We start from the raw sequence: 16,915 nt of genomic DNA on the forward strand, positions 1-16,915 counted from the left end.
GGCTGCTGCCGCTGCTGATTGCGCAGCAGCCCTCTGGCTGCTGGCGGCATTCTCCAGCAGGCCTGACCCACCACTCGCGGCAGCTGTTGGCAGCCCCGACCGACCGCTCGCGAGCAGCTTGCCGCCGCCTGCGACGAAGCTTGCCAGCTTGCGGCGCAGCGGCTCGTCGACAGCGATCTGATCGGGCAGGATGAGGACGCGGTAGCGGCTGAAGTCGGACTCCAGGTCGAGCATATTGAACAGCAGCTTGCCCTCCAGCATCATCCGCGCCGCTCCGGTATCGGCCGCGCCGTTGCGCTCTTCGATCTGTCCGCTCGTCTGGAGCGACTCGACGCTGAGGATGCCGACATCGGCGAGCGCCTCGACATCGCTGCACCACTGCTCCTTGGCCTCTACCTCGCGATAGGCTGCGCCGATCAACGTATATGTGGCCTCGTCCATCAGCCCTTCGGGATGCAACTGGTCGCCGACCGAGCAGCGGGCGCCGTTGGCCAGACTGAGCGCGGCCTCGTAGCGTAGCGCGTTCGGATGCTTGTAGCCGCCGAACTCGCCCCAGCTCGTATGGAACTTGCCGGTCATGCCGAGGAATTCCATCCCGAGCGGCTGCACATAGCGGGCCGAGAGCGGGAAGTGGTCGTAGCCCCAGCCGCCGGTCGGCAGCGACTCCAGCTCGAGATGCGTATTCATCTGCGCCAGATCGCGGCGGCCGCGCCGGATGTGACCGCTGTTATGGAACACGGGCAGACCTGGCTTGTGCCGGTGGACGGCGGCGTTGGTCCGTTCGGTGTACGTCCGGTAGGTGCGCTCCCAGAGCGGCTGCATATCCTCGGGACGGAGCGGATCGCCGCCTGCTGCGCGGACGGTCGCTATACAGCTATGACAATAGCAGCGCTTCACGCCGACGATGTCGAGGAAGATGCCGTCGGCATCGTAGCGCTGCACGACCTCTTCGATCTGGGCGACGAGAATGTCGAGGTACGGCGTATTCATGCAGAACTCATGGTAGCCCGGGACGAGGAAGTGCTGAGCCCAGGACGTGCGGTCCTCGGCGTTGCGGATCAGCCACTCCGGATGCTGGAGCGCAAGCCTCTCGTCGAGCCCGGCGGACAGATAGACCGGCGTCTTGACATCGATCTCGTGCGCCGCTTCGATCATCTGGCCGAGCAGGTCGAAGTTCAGCTCGGGGTGCATCGTGTTGGCGTCGGACGGATGATACGCCCATCCATGATGGCATTTGGAGAAGACGGTAATCGAGTCGACATGGCCGATCTTTAGCATCTGCTGGAACTGTTCCTTGCTGAAGCGCGAGCCGATCCCCGGAATATGCTCTGAGGTATGGAAGTCGAGATGAACCTGACGAAAACGCATGGTGGAGCCACCCTTCCTTGTGCAAGATTAGCTCTACTGTAAACGTTATCGGTCCCCTCGAACAGCGACAATCTCTACCTGCTTAAGCACAATTCCGACTAAAGTCAGGCAGGAAATGGAAGCGTATAACGCGAATAAAGAGAGAAGCGTATATCCGGCTGCCCTCAAAAGGCCAAAGAGGCACGGAATCGTTACAGCCTGTATAAGTCATCAGACGGGGAGAGGAGGGAGAGAGGATGGATTGTCTGGAGCTGCGTATCCCGCCGCTGCCCCAGCTCATCACTGCCGGCCATGGCGTCTGGACGCCGGGAATGCGGCATTTCCGAAGGCGGTTCGACGTTTACGACCTGATCTATGTCAAGCAAGGCGCGCTGTACATGACCGAGCAGGATCAACCTTACACGATCGGTGACGGTCAGTTGCTGTTGCTGGAGGCGGGCAAGGATCACTGGGGGCATCGCGATACGGAGACCTCAACGGAGCTGTACTGGGTCCACTTCGTCCATCCCCAGCCGGCTGCCGCGCGACTGGGCAGCGACATCCCGTGGTCGAGTCCGTTGCCTCGGGGCACGGACAGCGATCTCGCGCCTTCGGACCAATCGATGTTCCTGCCCAAGACGGCGACGATCGAGCCGGGACTGCTGACCCCGCTGCTCGATGAGATCGTCCGGCTCGGCAGCTCGCTTAGCCTGGGCAATGCGCTGCGCTGGCAGATTGCCGGCGCGGAGCTGTTCGAGCGGCTGCAGCGGCTCGTCATGGCGCAGCTCTCTTCGCGGTCCTATTACTTGTCGGAGTGTGCGGTGCAGTATTTGCGCGATCATCTCGCCCAGCCATTCGATTCCCGTCATATGGAGAGCGAGCTGCATTACCACTTTGACTATATCTCGCGTTGCCTGCGACAGTATACCGGCATGAGCCCGTTGCAGTATTTGCATCGGCTGCAGGTCGAACGGGCGCGCACGCTGCTGGCGACGACAGATCTGTCGATCCAGGAGATCGGCGAGCAGGTAGGGCAGCCCAACGGCAATTATTTTATCCGGCTGTTCCGCAAGCACCTCGGCTGCCCGCCCGGCCAATACCGGAGTCAGTACCAGAATCGGGCTTGAGTCTAAGCGCAATTGGAAGATTGCGGAATCGCAGCCTGGGGTAAGTAGTCGAGAGGCGGCCCATCAGGACCGCGCACAACACGCTTCACCAATTATCGTCTGGGAGGTAAGTGAGGATGAAGTTCACGTATTTGGGCAAGAGCGGATTGAAGGTAAGCCGGCTTTGTTTGGGAACGATGAATTTTGGCGTGCAGACCGATGAGAAGGAAGCGTTCCGCATTATGGATGCAGCGGTTGACGCGGGGGTTAATTTCTTCGACACTGCGAATGTGTACGGCCGGGAAAATCCCGGTCTGACGGAGGAGATTATCGGCCGCTGGTTCGCCCAGGGCGGCGGACGACGTGAGAAGGTCGTGCTGGCGACCAAGTTCTACGGCGACATGAAGGACCCGGCCGATGGCCCCAACAGCGAGCGCGGCTTGTCCGCCTACAAGCTGCGCCGTCATCTCGACGCCTCGCTGAAGCGGCTGCAGACGGACCATATCGAGCTGTACCAGATGCATCATAACGACCGCGTCGTCGGCTGGGACGAGCTGTGGGGCGCCTATCAGGTGGCGATCAACCAGGGCAAGGTCGGCTATGTAGGCTCCAGCAACTTTGGCGCTCGCGACCTCGTCAAGGCGCAGTACGAGGCGAAGGCCCGTCATATGCAGGGGCTGATATCGGAGCAGCACAAATACAGTCTGCTCTGCCGCCTGCCGGAGCTGGAGGTGCTGCCGGCGGCCGAGGAGCACGGCATCGGCGTCATCGCCTGGAGTCCGCTCGACGGCGGATTGCTGAGCGGCAACGCGTTGCGTCCAGTCGAGGGCTCTCAGCGCGCCAACAACCCCGACGGCGTCAAGCGTTACCGCAGCCAGCTCGAGCAATTCGAGAAGGTGTGTAAGGAACTCGGCGAATCGGAAGCCAATGTAGCGCTCGCCTGGACGCTGGTCCATCCGGCGATGACCGCGCCGATCATCGGCCCGCGCACGCTGGAGCAGTTCGAGTCGTCGCTTCGCGTCGTCGATATCGAGCTCGACCAGCCGACGCTGGACCGCCTCGACGAGATCTTCCCGGGCCCAGGCGCGGAAGGGCCGCGGGCTTATTCTTGGTAAGAAAACATTGTGTAGGGCTGGTGTGTGGATTGAAATGCAGTCTGCGTGGTGTTATAATTTAACTATAATACCGGAATAATTCCGGTATACTCGCGTAAACTAGCAAAGGAGTCGTGCGTTCACACGACTCCCGAGCAATAGCCGCTTGAAAGGGCGGTGGGCTTCAAAGGGTTTAAGTGCAGAAATAGACCGCTACCTTTGCCGAGGGCGGTCTATTTCTTTTTGTGGAATGACAGGATTAACACAACCAAAGTCGCGAATGAGATCATAAGCGTCAATTGCTTGAGAAACCTCCACTGGCGTCACCTCCCTTCTTAGGGAAGTTAGCCGACCGCCCATGCAAGCCCTTCTATCAACCCACGCCAAGAGTACTCCCACTTTTTCAAGTGGTGAGGTGAATCGGTGACTTCTTACCTAGACCCTCAAAATGTTCTTTCCTTTCTCCCTTATGATACGGTATAATGAATAAGAACATATATTCGCATTCAAGAGGAGAGGGGGTGGATCTCATGTCCGAAGCGACACTCGACTATCGAACCTATCAAGTGTGGATCAAGCCTGGTCATCGGTTGTTTCCTTATCTCCTTGAAGCGTGTCAGCAGGCTAAAAATCTGTATAATACCGCTAACTTTTTTATCCGGCAAGTGTTTACCGCCAAAGGGCCGTCTGCGGCGTGCCAGCCGTTGCAGCAGCAAGTGATGGCGATCCTCTCCGCGCATCTGGATGCGATGAACGCACGACGAAGGGCAAAGAATCGTTCCCGTCCGTTTGTGTTGCCAACACCTGAGCAGCCCTTTCTTACCTATCCCTTCCTGGATGCCTTGTTTAAGGTGATGGAGCAGCCCGATTACCGCTCCCTTCCTGCGCAGAGTAGCCAAGGCATCCTGAAGGTGGTGTTCCAGAACTGGACTTCCTTTTTCGCTAGTTTAAAGACATACCGCCAACATCCGGAGCGGTACACGGGCAATCCGAAGATGCCAGGTTACGCAAGGAGCAAGGTGAAGGGAGTGATCTTTTCCAATCAGGACTGCGTCATCAAAGAGCAGAAATATCTGAAGCTCCCTCGGACCAAGCTGCAACTGAACATCGGTAAGCTGGGCTGTAAGCGCGGCAAGTTGATGCAGGTACGAGTCATCCCTCGTCATGGACAGTTTGTGGTTGAGCTGATCTTCGCTACTCCGGTGGACATGCCCAAACCGATGCCGGACGCAGCTCCTTCTGAACGAAGGATGGCCATTGACCTGGGTGTAAACAATCTCGCAACCCTCGTCACGACAACCGGCGCGCAGCCGATGCTCGTGAAGGGCGGGATCTTCAAAGCAATCAATCAATACTACAACAAGATGAAAGCGCACTATACCAGTGTACTTCGCCAAGGCAAAGACCCGCGAGAAGGCCCGCATACGTCCAAACGTTTGGAACGCTTGTACCTGCGGCGCCATCGGCGGATCAAAGATGGGTTTCACAAAGTCAGTCATCAACTTGTCAGGCTGGCCGCAGAGGCGCAGATCGGGACCATCGTTATTGGTCTTAATACAGGCTGGAAACAAGCCTCCGGTATGGGGCGGCGAAGCAATCAGACGTTCTGTCACCTCCCGCACAGCCAGCTCATAGCGATGATTCAGTACAAGGCGGCCGAGCGGGGAATCACCGTCATCCTGGCCGAAGAAGCCTACACGTCGAAAGCGAGCTTCCTGGATCACGATCCGTTGCCACGCTTCGATGAAGCGGTGAGCTGTACCTTCTCTGGCAAACGGAGGCATCGGGGACTGTATGTAAGTCCACAGGGCATGATTCATGCCGATGTGAACGGAGCTGCCAATATTCTGCGCAAAGTATTCCCAAACGTACGTGCGAAACGCACTGATGGGATAGAGGGGTTGGACGGTAACCAGTCCGTCAACGTGTCAACTCCACAGGTGTTAAGCATCTTGAGAACATCAGGTTGATACATCTGAAACCCCCACTTCAACCGAGCATCAGCCTCCGTAGGTGGTGGGAGAATTCATTACTCTACCAAATTATAAAAGTAAGGAAACAAACGTTCCCTTCAATCATTGGCTGTTTGCCCCGCCGTCCGCCGATACACGGACGGCGTGCAGGCGTAATGCTGCTTGAAGACACCGATAAAATAGCTCAGATGATTAAAGCCGACATCCATTGCGATGTCGGTTATTTTGCGATCGGTGCTGCGCAGGAGGCGAGCGGCATGCTGCATTCGGTACTGATTGAGATAATCGACCGGATTGCGGCCGGTCATGTCCTTGAAGAAACGGCAAAAGTAAGCCTCGCTCATCGACACCGAGGCGGCCATATCGCGCAGTCGCACAGCCTCGCCGAAGTGAGACTGGATGTAGCCGATCGCTTGCTTGAGCCGGTCGGTCTTGTACTGATCGGCAGCGATGCGTGAGCTGTCGGCAGCAGGCTCCCCCAGTCGGTACAGATGGGCGAGCGTCTGCAGCAGCAACCCTTTGGCCTCCAGCTCGTAGGCGATCGGCCGCTCGGCATGCAGCGACAGCAATTGTCGGAGCAGGGACATCAGTGGCCGTTGCTCCGGACGGGAGGCGGAGAGATGGACAGGCGGTCGGCGCTGGCCCTGCAGCAGCGGGTCGAGGTAGAGCGACTGCACGCGGTCGTCGGCAGCGCTGCGGAGCAGCTCGGGATGGAAGACGAGGGCGCGGATCGCGCAGGCGCGGCTTTCGGTCGCCTCATGCAGCTCGCCGCTGTTGATGAACAGCAGCTCGCCTGTCGCGACATCATAGCTCTGCGTGCCGACGCGGAACGTCGCTGCGCCGGCGGTCACCATGAGCAGCTCCAGCTCGGAATGCCAATGCAGCTCCATGAGCGGATCGTTGCCGAGCGGCGCGTAATCGTACAGCTCGGCGGGGTAGAGCGGATCGCCATGCAGACGTTTCTCCTTGAGCTGCTCCCGATTCATATGCTCATCTCCTATAGGTCAAAATAGTGATATAAAAGGGCAAAATAAATCAAGTTTTCGTTAGTAGAAGTTCAATATAATTGTACTATATGAAACGGAGGGATACGATATGAAATTCTCAGACGGTTACTGGCAAATGCGTGAAGGCGTTACCATCCAGCATCCGGTCGAGGTGCGCGACGCGATCATCGGCACAGACAAGCTGTCGCTGCATATGGCGACCAAGCATGTCGCACGCAAGGGAGATACGCTGAATGCGGCGTTGCTGAATGCCGAGTTCAGCTCGCCGATTCCGAACGTCATCAAGGTCAAGTATGCCCATCATGTCGGCAAGCGCAAGCGCGGGCCGGAGTTCCAACTGGCGGATGATGCTTCGCATCAAGTGAAGATTGAGCAGGAGGAGACGCATGCGGTCCTCACGAGCGGCGAGCTGAGCGTGCGCGTCAGCCGCACCGGCGACTGGGGCGCGGAGTTCTCCTACGAGGGCAAGCCGCTCACCCGCACTGGTCATCGCGGCGCTGGCTACATCCAGACGGCGGACAAGGAAGTATACTTCCGCGAGCAGCTCGGCCTTGGCGTCGGCGAGAGCATCTACGGCCTGGGCGAGCGCTTCACGCCATTCGTCAAGAACGGCCAGACGGTTGATATCTGGAACGAGGACGGCGGCACGAGCAGCGAGCAGGCTTACAAAAACGTGCCATTCTACCTGTCCAGCAAAGGCTACGGCGTATTCGTCAACCACCCGGAGAAGGTGTCGTTCGAGATCGGCTCCGAGGTCGTCTCCAAGGTTCAGTTCAGCGTGCCCGGCGAAGGACTGGAATATTACATCATCGGCGGCGCGACGCCGAAGGATGTGCTGGCCAACTATACGGCGTTGACCGGCAAGCCTGGCCTGCCGCCAGCCTGGTCGTTTGGCCTCTGGCTGACGACCTCGTTCACGACCAACTACGATGAGGAGACAGTCAACAGCTTTATCGACGGTATGGCCGAGCGCGATCTGCCGCTCCATGTGTTCCACTTCGACTGCTTCTGGATGCGCGAGTATCAATGGTGCGACTTCGAGTGGGACCCGGCTGTCTTCCCTGACCCGCAGGGGATGCTGCGGCGTCTGAAGGACCGGGGGCTGAAGATCTGCGTCTGGATCAACTCCTACATCGCGCAGAAGTCGCCGCTGTTCCAGGAGGGGATGGACAAGGGCTATCTGGTGAAGACGCCGGAGGGCGACGTCTGGCAGTGGGATCTGTGGCAGGCCGGGATGGGGCTGGTCGACTTCACGAACCCGGAGGCGACCGAGTGGTACAAGGAGCATCTGCGCCGCCTCGTCGACATGGGCGTGGACAGCTTCAAGACCGACTTTGGCGAGCGCATCCCGACCAATGTCGTCTATCATGACGGCTCCGACCCGATGAAGATGCACAACTATTATACCCAGTTGTACAACAAAGCAGTGTTCGAAGTGCTCGAGGAGAAGCTCGGCAAAAACGAAGCGATGTTGTTCGCGCGCTCCGCAACCGCCGGCGGCCAGCAGTTCCCCGTCCATTGGGGCGGCGATTGCTCGGCCAACTACGACTCGATGGCTGAATCGATGCGCGGCGGCCTGTCGCTTGGTCTGTCCGGCTTTGGCTTCTGGAGCCACGACATCAGCGGCTTCGAGAGCACGGCGCCGCCGGATATCTACAAGCGCTGGGTAGCCTTCGGCATGCTGTCCTCGCATAGCCGTCTGCATGGCAATAACTCCTACCGGGTGCCGTGGCTGTTCGGCGATGAGGCCGTCGATGTGCTGCGCAGCTTCACCAAGCTCAAGAGCAGTCTGATGCCGCATCTGTTCGCCAGCGCGGTCGAGTCGTCGACGGTTGGCGTGCCGATGATGCGGGCGATGGTGCTGGAGTTCCCTGAGGATCCGACGACGCATGCGCTGGACCGCCAGTACATGCTCGGCGAGCGGCTGCTCGTCGCGCCGATCTTCAGCGAGGATGGCGAGGTTCAGTATTATGTGCCGGAGGGCCGCTGGACCAACTTCATCACCGGCGATGTCGTCGAGGGCGGCCGTTGGGTGCAGGAGCATCATGGCTACATGACGCTGCCGCTGCTGGTGCGGCCTGGCAGTCTGATCGCTGTCGGTGCGAATAATCAACGTCCGGACTATGACTATGCGGACGGCGTCGCCTTCCATCTGTTTGAGCTGGCGGACGGCGCGGCGGCGACCGAGCTCGTCTATGACGTGAAGGCGGAGCTGCAGCTCACGGCCAAAGCCACGCGCAGCGGCTCGCAGATCGTCATCGAGGTCGAGGGCGCAACGAGACAATGGCATGTCGTGCTCCGCAACATCGACCAGGTGTCGTCTGTGGAAGGAGCCGAGAGGGCGCAAGGCGAGAATGGTGTGCGGCTAAGCGTCGCTGCAGGCGTCTCGCGCATCGTCATCGAGCTATAATTGACAGGGCAGGTCGGGCTTCAAAGGGCATAGGCCGATCCGTCTAGGGCGTGTATGCATACTCGGAGGGTAGCCTAAGATGCCCCTGAGCGGGTTTGCAAGCACGCCCTAGCAAAAGAGGCAGTGCAAGGGAATTTTCCTGCACTGCCTTTCTGCGTCTTGATAGGTGGAAAAATTATGATATGATGTATCTTTACTGATGTTTAATTAGTATGCTATATTTTATTTGGAGGTGGTATTCTTAATAATATAAAAAGGATATATCGACTAATAAGTATACTAACTAAAATGGAGCCCTTCGCGTCGTCTCTTCCTGCATTTCTGTCTTCTACTGTACTCTTTTTTTGAAATCGCTTTCAAATAATAGGAGGTGTACAAATGAAGTTTTGTTATCGTCTGCTGTTGCTGTCCCTGATGATTGTGCTGTGCGCGCCGCTCTTGCCGCCGGGTTCCGTACCGTCTGCGCATGGCGCCGTGCTTCAGACGAATATTGGCGACTTCGAGGGAGGCACCGACGGCTGGCAATGGGGCAGCAATGTGCAGGGGCTAGGGCATGCGGAGAGCAGTCTCAATGCCCCAGGCAAGCCTTACGCGGGCAATCGCATGGGAGAGCTGTTATCGAATAACGTTCCAGGTACGGCGTGGCGGTCGATTTATAAAAATTTCACGGGGTTAAACGTGACTTCCGTACCGTACTTTCACGGCGCATTTAATACGTTTGGCATTAACCCCTCGCATACGCAGTTTGAGCTGAGGATTACATTCTCCAGCAATACCCAGACGTTGGTATCCACGCAGACGATTAATGCCGATCAGTGGAATCAAATCAGCGTCGATTTGAGCGGTTGGAGCTATCGGAACCAGATTACGCGGATCGATGTGGCTTACCGTTCAACTACCTATGGATCGAACTGGATCAGCAAACATCAATTGGACAATATCGGTTTCTCCGCATATCCGGCGGTCTACCCGGGGCAAGTCGATCTTGCTTCCGCCAGCACGTCGAACATTGCATTCCAGGGAACCTACGCAACTACGACCTCCGCAACGCTCCAGCTCATCGAATTGCAGCCATATGAACAGTACAACATAAGCGCGACCTATACCTTCCAAGCTACGCAAACGGTAAACCCGACAAGCGGTACCGCAACTTTCTCCCTAAGTACGCCGCGCTACGCAGGAGCAAGGGATAAGGTCTACTCCAAGTTCGTCATCATTGACCAAGCGACCAAAAAGCTCGTTGCTCCGCCGACCTATGTGATGGAGCAGACGAATCCTGTCCATACGTACCCATTCCCGGCTTCAAGCTCGATCAAGGGGCTGCAAGTCCAGATGGTGGACGATGCCCAGAAGCTGGGGATCAGCCATGCGGCGTTAAATGTCTCTCTCAATGAGATGTTTCTGGACGGGCCGACCGGCGCCATTCCTTTTGTACTAGACGGCACCACCTACTACTTTAGCCAAGACTATATCCATACGATGGACCGCGATATTAAGACGTTGTCGGATGATGATGTGACGGTGTCGCTTATCCTCATTATGTACAATCGCCCGGGCACTATTAATGCGAAGCTGCTGCATCCCGATTACACGGGGCAGGGCATTGTGGCTGCGATCAACACGACCAATGCAGAGGGTATTCGGTACTGGAAGGCTGCAATGGAGTTTATCGCCAGCCGCTACACGCGTGCGGATGAGGCTTATGGCCGAGCGGTTAATTTCATCGTAGGCAATGAAGTGAACTCCCAGCGGGACTGGTACGACATGGGCAGCAAGACGCTGGAGGATTTCGTCGAGCAATACGTGCGGGCGTTCCGGATCACGGAGACGGCTGTCAAAAAGTACTATGCCAATGGCAGAACCTATATCTCGCTGGACCATTTCTGGAATGCAACCATCGGGACAGATGCGCTGCGGTATTATAAAGGCCAGGCGCTCTTGGACGAGTTCAACCGTCGGATCAAGTCGGAAGGGAATATCCCCTGGCATATTGCTTATCATCCGTATCCGGAAAATCTCTTTAATCCGGCGATCTGGCATGATACGAGCGTGACCAATAGCCCCACTACGCCTCGGATCAACTTCAAAAACTTGCAGGTGCTGACCAATTATATTCAATCGCCCGATTATTTGTACAACGGAATGCGTCGACGGATTATACTGTCCGAGCAAGGCTTCCACTCGCCCAGCACGTCGCTTGCGGATCAACAGAAGCAGGCTGCGGCCTATGCCTATTCGTACTACAAGGCCAAATTTCTCGATGGCATCGATTCCTTCATCCTGCATCGCCATGTCGATCATGGCCAGGAAGGGGGACTAAACCTCGGCTTATGGACGCGCGATACCGCCAATCCGGTGCCTTATGCGCCTAAGGACCAAAAGTACATCTATAATGTCTTCAAAAAAATCGATACTAGCGAGTCCGCGGCAGTGACGGAATTCGCCAAAAGCATCATCGGCATATCCGACTGGGCATCGGTCGTCCCCGGATATAATGCCGCGATTCTTGCGGATCGTACGCCTCCGGCAGCGGGTACGCTCACATCCGTCGCCGCCATAGCGCCGACCGCGAACGTCTCTACATTCGAATCGTCAACGGACGGTTGGGTTGCCTCGGAGTATAGCCGTTCGATCGATACGGTTACGAGCTTTGCGAATGCGCCGCAAACCCCTTATGCAGGGAGCAAGGCGTTGCAGGTGAATATCTATAACCCTGATACAGGCGCAGGCGAGGGCGGATCGCGAGCCGAGAAGGGGATTGCCCGGACATGGGCCACCCCGATCGATGTGACGAGTACGCCAAAGTTCCAGTTTGCGATCAATTCGTACGGCGGTTGTCCCGGAGCAACGGAATACTATGTGACGGTTCGTATGTATAGCGGCGGCAACATCATCGAGGCCAAATCGTTGATGACGCCGGACAAGTGGAATTTGTATTCGATGGATCTGAGCAGTTGGGCCAATAAGGGCAGCATCGACAAAATCAAAATCTGGTTCAGTACAAACTCTGCCACGGTATGGGACGGACGCTACCAGGTCGACCAGATCGGCTTCTCGTCGTAAGATAGCGGCCATAGACGCCAACAACAAAGGAGCTAAGCGACAATTAATCGCCTAGCTCCTTTTCTTTTGTTTTCAAGGTTTACCTCCACGGATGAAAGGGAACGTGGCTAGAACGACAGTGGATTGCGGCCTTTGGCAAGCGGTCTACTTCTTTTCGTCAAAATATGTTTAAATGTAGTTGTAATACTCATGGTGCGAAAAGGTGTCAAGAGATGCCCTTGAACGGGATGTCCGACACGCCCTGGTTCGTATAGAAGAGAGAAGGCTTCACAGCGAGGTGATTAGGCTTGGATAAGACATTGCAGCAGCATGAACATCTGCAATTGTGGATGCATGCCCATATCCGCATAACCCATATGGGGAAGATGTCGGTCCCGCCCGGCGCCCAGGGCGTGGGCGTCGCTTTCCCTACAAGCGGATTTTTCTGCATCAGCGGGGGGAGTGCGCTGATGCTGCTCAACAATCGGATCTACTCGCCCCATCATATGCACATTTTCCATGTGCCTCGGGGCAGTTGGGTGGAGCTTAACGCCGGAGTGGACGGACTTGAATATAGTACTGTGCTCTATGAAGCGGAGCTAGCGAAACATACGCCTTCAGCCGTGAAGGACAAGCTGAAAACGTGCAATCCGTTTGTCGCTGCGTATCATTTTGCCCCGCCGCATCCGGGTATGCTGTATGCGTTGTTGACACAAATGTATGAATTATGGCTGGAGCAGCAGCCCTCTGCCGGTTTGCGGCTAAAGGGACTTGCCTATCAGTGGATATCCCATGTCGTGGAGCAATACCATACCTGGCAGGATCCGATGCAACCGATAAGTCCCGCGCAGCAGGTAACGATGGCAATGGAATATATGCTGGAGCATTACGCCAACTCTCTGACACTTGAATCGTTAGCCGCAGCCATGCAGCTTAGTCCGGGCCATCTATCCAATCGATTCAAGCAAATATTGAATCGCGGCCCCATCGATTGCTTGATTCGTCTGCGCATGGAAAAAGCGCGTAAGCTGCTGGAAGAGACCATGCTGCCGCTTCGGTCGATTGCCTCTTCCGTCGGTTATCAAGATGTGTATTACTTCAGTAAAGCTTTCAAAAAACAATTCGGCTGCTCGCCGAGTGCATATCGTCGCCAGAGGGTAAGGAATAATCAGCATGAGCAGGAGAATGTTACATCCGAGGAAGGAAGATTACACATTGATACGCTCCAACAGCGAAGTTATACTGATAACAATTATTATTATCAATTAGCTGATGGGGGTTCGAATGAAATGTTTAAACACAACAAGATGGTGCCCGCAAGCCTGCTGCTTGCCTTCGGATTGCTGATTGGCGCATGTGGCAATTCCGGCACAGAGTCGCCAGCAGTAAATTCCGGCAACGCAGCACCAATTCAGACAGAGGCCGCAGCGTCTCCAGGCAAGGAATCGGGAACCGAAAAAAACACGCAAGCTGCAACCAGAATCGTATCCACTGCCAAAGGCGACGTCGAAGTGCCGGCCAACCCGGAGCGCGTCGTGACCGATTTCTATCTCGGCTACCTGCTTGCGCTGGATGTGAAGCCGCTGGGCAGCAACAAGGTGTTTATGGAAAATCCGTATCTGGAAGGCATGGTAGACGGCATTGTAGATGTGTCCGATAATCTGGAGGTGATATTAAGTCTTGATCCGGATCTGATAGTCACCGGGAGCGCGGACAAATACGAAGCTTTTTCTCAAATTGCACCCACCGTATTTATCGAAAATATAGCCGATGTTCGGGAGCAAACCCTGCAGCTGGGAACTATTCTGGGCAAAGAAGAGACGGCTGAAGCTTGGCTCGCGGATTTCGAGAAGCAGCTTGCGGAGGCCAAGGCGCGCGTGCACAAAATTATCCAAGAGGATGAAATCGTCACCGTATTCGATGGCGGAATCATGAAGGATAATACGATTTACGGCAATGCGTATACGGGACGAGCGTTCCATGGGGAATTGGGGTTGAACATGCATGAAAACGTGGTCCGCGATATCAACCCGGAAATCGGCTGGCTAAGAATCTCAAATGAGCTTGTGACAGAATACGCGGGAGATTATATTTTTATGGCAGTCGATACGAAAAACGAAAGCTTCGATTACGCTGCCGATCCGTTCTGGAGTGCGATTGAGGCCGTTCGAAAAAATCGCATATACGAAATCGACGGTTATCGCTTCTACTTCTCGGACCCCATCTCCGTCATGGGCCAAGTGCGGGACGTCGCGAACATGTTGGAGTCGAGATTGGCAGAATAGACATCCACGGAGGGCTCCGGCTGCTTCAAGTTCAAATGGCAGCAAGGCCCGGGCGACTACAGTTGTCCGGGCCTGGCTCATTTATTCCTGCAGTTGTCCGGCTCTATCGCCAATTCTTTGGAGCGATCGTCGCCATTCGGCGGTTGGCTAGTCCCAATTATTGAACACTACTGTGGCTACCTCAAGTAAGGCAAATGTAGACACCAAAAACGAAGGAGCTAAGCGGTTACTGACCGCCTGGCTCCTTCGTTTTTTGCAGCGTCTGGATTACGAGGACGGGTTAGTCCTTGACGGCGATCAGCATAATCTCGATCTCATCGAGGTTGATGCTCGCGCGCTGCCAGTTGCCTGCCGTACCGCCCCACACATCGGTCACCAGCAGTCCGACCTGCGCCATCATCGTCTTGAGCTCGAACGGGAAGTAGCGTCGCTCCTTCACCTCGACTTGTTGCTTGCCCTCGGGCAGCTCCCACTCGGTCATCGCATGCTCGATCATCGTCACGGGATCGAAGCGCCCCGCCGCTACATCTTCCTGAGTCAAACTGCGTACTCTGGCATACGCGTTCAGGGTAGTCAGGATTAGTCTGCCGCATGGCTTGAGGGCATCGGAGATGACCCCCAGGATCGCCATATCATGGGTTATCGGCTCCTCGTCCCTGCCGACTAGCCCAAACGCGCCTTCGCATAGACAGAGGACGGCGTCGAAGCGTTTCGTCGGAACATAGACGGTCGCATCGGAGTGAACCCAATCTACGTGCACCTGCGCCTCGTCGGCCTGTCTGGCTGCTTCGGCGAGCATCCCTGCCGAGATGTCTACGCCTGTTACCCGATAGCCTCGCTTGGCCAGCTCGATGGCATGCCGGCCCGTGCCGCAGCCGATGTCCAGAATCTCGCTGCCCGGCAGCAATGTCAGCTCTGTAAGCAAAAAATCCACTTCGGCGACTGTATTTTTCGTATAACCGTTGCTCATATAATGTGGAGCGTGCGCGTCAAAAAATGTTTCCCAGTTATTTGTTTTCAAGGTTTACCTCCCGGTTTTGTAAAAACCGCGGAAGCTCACTGATTCAACGTACAAATGAAACTTCCCCGGTTTAAAAGATGTTGTTCTCCCCGACGGACAGTATGAAGATGCTTTTCATAAAACACTCTCCTTTGGTGAAATATCATTCAAATGTAGCATCAAATTCCCATTCGTCTATTACGAATACGAAAAAACCATCCGCGCGCCGCTACGGGCAGCGCACGGATGGCCTATGGAAGTGAAAAGCTTACAGCTACGGGTTCACCTTGCCGACCCCGGCGTATTGCATAACCATCTGTTTGACCTGATTGGTAGGCGTCAGCGTATAGCTGTATCCCGGCGTATAATTAACCGTCGAGCTCGTCGGCATGCTGCCGCTGCTGTTGATGTACTGGTTGCCAGAGACATGCCAGTATCCGATTTGGCTGCTGTACCAGGAGCCGATCGGGTTGACTGCGTTTTCGAATACATTGTTATCCACTCTTAGACGCGCCCCCATCCGGGAGTTGATGCCGCTCTCAAGAACGTTGTCGAAGTAATTGTTGTACAGATGGCCTTCGCCAAACCGGAAGCTAGGGACGCGGGAGTTCAGGTTGCGGAACCAGTTATGATGGAACGTAATATTGCGCTGATAATTATCGGTGTCGGAGGAGCCCATCAGCATCGATTTCCAGGCGTCGTGAACGTAGTTCCAGGAGAAGGTGATGTTGTAGGCGTCGCGCTTGACGTCGAACAGGCCATCGTAGTAATCCTTGTCCACATTCAGACTGTGGTGCAGCTCGTTGTGGTCGATCCAGATGTTGCGGGCAGGCCCTTCGATGCTGATCGCGTCCTTGTCGCCGATGTTCACTTCATGGATTTTTACATTGCGAATAATGATGTTGTTGGCGCGCCAGATTTTAATGCCGATGCCCCGGAACACGCCATTCGTGCCGACGCCGAGGATGGAGACATTGTTGACGTCCTTGATGTCGATTTTGGTAGCGTTGGTGTTGCCCGGCGTAATCGTGCCGTTGACGTAGATCTTCAGAGGCGTATTCGCCGGTTTGTTGGCGAGCGCCTGCAGCAGCTGATTGCCGGAGCTTACCGTGACGGTCGTCCCGCCATTGCCGCCAGTGGTGCCTCCGCCGAACGTGGCGAAGCCCTTCATGGAGAAGTCGGGGGCGGCAGACGCAGGCAAGATAGCCATCAGAGACGAGACCAGAGCAACGATCAGGACAAAGGACAAGTTTTTTCGCATCAATACACATCCTTTTCTATTCATTTGGGCGGTGCTCAGAGTGCGGAGAACACTTCCTTGATAGCGCTTACGTTTCGTTCCTCCCTTGGTGTTATGTCATGCTGAACGGCTGGTACGCTGCTTCATTCGCATGCCTCCTTTCACGATAAAATGGTAACATGTGGAATAAGTAACGCCAATAATCATTTCATCAGATGCCCATATTTACATGATTTTGCCACATGACACAGGCGATCATTGGCTCATAACTATCCGTTCTCAGAGATGGTTTTTCGGTGGTATCGCTTGAAGCTGAGCTAATGATTATTGAGGTTACGAGGAGGCTGCGGCAGACGGTAGAGTAGCGGTTTGCGTAGGCAGGAGCGAGCCCGCCAGTGACAGACGGGTGAC

At 55.7% G+C, this 16,915-nt stretch carries 10 protein-coding genes; 6 read left to right on the plus strand and 4 right to left on the minus strand.

Annotated elements, in window-relative coordinates; genetic code table 11:
- Positions 1-1,368 (minus strand): alpha-amylase family protein (locus tag PA598K_RS26385; RefSeq protein ID WP_128659834.1); only part of this gene is annotated, 1,368 nt, incomplete at its 3' end.
- Between the two features lie 236 nt (positions 1,369-1,604).
- Between PA598K_RS26385 and PA598K_RS26390 the strand changes: the two genes are divergently transcribed.
- The 3 genes from PA598K_RS26390 to PA598K_RS26400 all read left to right on the plus strand — a co-directional run bounded on the left by PA598K_RS26390 (position 1,605) and on the right by PA598K_RS26400 (position 5,517).
- Positions 1,605-2,474: a helix-turn-helix transcriptional regulator gene (locus PA598K_RS26390; protein ID WP_128659814.1), complete on the plus strand. Its 870-nt coding sequence runs from the start codon at positions 1,605-1,607 to the stop codon at positions 2,472-2,474.
- A 116-nt stretch (positions 2,475-2,590) separates the two neighbouring features.
- Positions 2,591-3,568: an aldo/keto reductase gene (locus PA598K_RS26395; RefSeq protein ID WP_128659815.1), complete on the plus strand. Its 978-nt coding sequence runs from the start codon at positions 2,591-2,593 to the stop codon at positions 3,566-3,568.
- 509 nt (positions 3,569-4,077) lie between these two features.
- A complete protein-coding gene (locus PA598K_RS26400; RefSeq protein ID WP_128659816.1) occupies positions 4,078-5,517 on the plus strand; it encodes an RNA-guided endonuclease InsQ/TnpB family protein in 1,440 nt (479 codons plus the stop codon).
- A gap of 101 nt (positions 5,518-5,618) precedes the next feature.
- On the opposite strand, the gene PA598K_RS26405 is transcribed toward PA598K_RS26400, so the two are convergent.
- The gene (locus PA598K_RS26405) at positions 5,619-6,506 is read right to left on the minus strand and encodes a helix-turn-helix transcriptional regulator (protein WP_128659817.1); all 888 of its coding nucleotides are present in this window, start codon (positions 6,504-6,506) and stop codon (positions 5,619-5,621) included.
- A gap of 109 nt (positions 6,507-6,615) precedes the next feature.
- Between PA598K_RS26405 and yicI the strand changes: the two genes are divergently transcribed.
- From yicI to PA598K_RS26420, 3 genes are all read left to right on the plus strand, one after another.
- Positions 6,616-8,937, plus strand: coding sequence for an alpha-xylosidase (yicI, locus tag PA598K_RS26410; RefSeq protein ID WP_128659818.1), 2,322 nt, complete (start codon positions 6,616-6,618; stop codon positions 8,935-8,937).
- 378 nt (positions 8,938-9,315) lie between these two features.
- Positions 9,316-12,000: a DUF5722 domain-containing protein gene (locus tag PA598K_RS26415; RefSeq protein ID WP_128659819.1), complete on the plus strand. Its 2,685-nt coding sequence runs from the start codon at positions 9,316-9,318 to the stop codon at positions 11,998-12,000.
- A 287-nt stretch (positions 12,001-12,287) separates the two neighbouring features.
- Positions 12,288-14,264 (plus strand): helix-turn-helix domain-containing protein, encoded by a 1,977-nt coding sequence (locus tag PA598K_RS26420; RefSeq protein WP_128659820.1) that lies wholly within the window; start codon positions 12,288-12,290, stop codon positions 14,262-14,264.
- Positions 14,265-14,544: 280 nt separating this feature from the next.
- Here the strand turns inward: PA598K_RS26420 and PA598K_RS26425 are convergent, their stop codons facing one another.
- Both PA598K_RS26425 and PA598K_RS26430 read right to left on the minus strand, forming a co-directional pair.
- Positions 14,545-15,285, minus strand: a complete 741-nt coding sequence (locus PA598K_RS26425) for a class I SAM-dependent methyltransferase (protein WP_128659821.1) — start codon at positions 15,283-15,285, stop codon at positions 14,545-14,547.
- Between the two features lie 253 nt (positions 15,286-15,538).
- Complete coding sequence (locus PA598K_RS26430) at positions 15,539-16,525, minus strand: pectate lyase family protein (RefSeq protein ID WP_128659822.1); 987 nt, start codon at positions 16,523-16,525, stop codon at positions 15,539-15,541.
- Positions 16,526-16,915: the final 390 nt, after the last annotated feature.

Origin of the sequence: Paenibacillus sp. 598K, assembly GCF_003851045.1 — a bacterium.
GTDB lineage: Bacteria > Bacillota > Bacilli > Paenibacillales > Paenibacillaceae > Paenibacillus_D.

What these genes read in the sequence shown, in the direction of transcription:
- PA598K_RS26390 (WP_128659814.1), top strand. Translation starts at nt 1,605, where the DNA reads ATGGATTGTCTGGAGCTGCGTATCCCGCCGCTGCCCCAGCTCATCACT.
- PA598K_RS26395 (WP_128659815.1), top strand. Translation starts at nt 2,591, where the DNA reads ATGAAGTTCACGTATTTGGGCAAGAGCGGATTGAAGGTAAGCCGGCTT.
- PA598K_RS26400 (WP_128659816.1), top strand. Translation starts at nt 4,078, where the DNA reads ATGTCCGAAGCGACACTCGACTATCGAACCTATCAAGTGTGGATCAAG.
- PA598K_RS26405 (WP_128659817.1), bottom strand. Translation starts at nt 6,506, where the DNA reads ATGAATCGGGAGCAGCTCAAGGAGAAACGTCTGCATGGCGATCCGCTC.
- yicI (WP_128659818.1), top strand. Translation starts at nt 6,616, where the DNA reads ATGAAATTCTCAGACGGTTACTGGCAAATGCGTGAAGGCGTTACCATC.
- PA598K_RS26415 (WP_128659819.1), top strand. Translation starts at nt 9,316, where the DNA reads ATGAAGTTTTGTTATCGTCTGCTGTTGCTGTCCCTGATGATTGTGCTG.
- PA598K_RS26430 (WP_128659822.1), bottom strand. Translation starts at nt 16,525, where the DNA reads ATGCGAAAAAACTTGTCCTTTGTCCTGATCGTTGCTCTGGTCTCGTCT.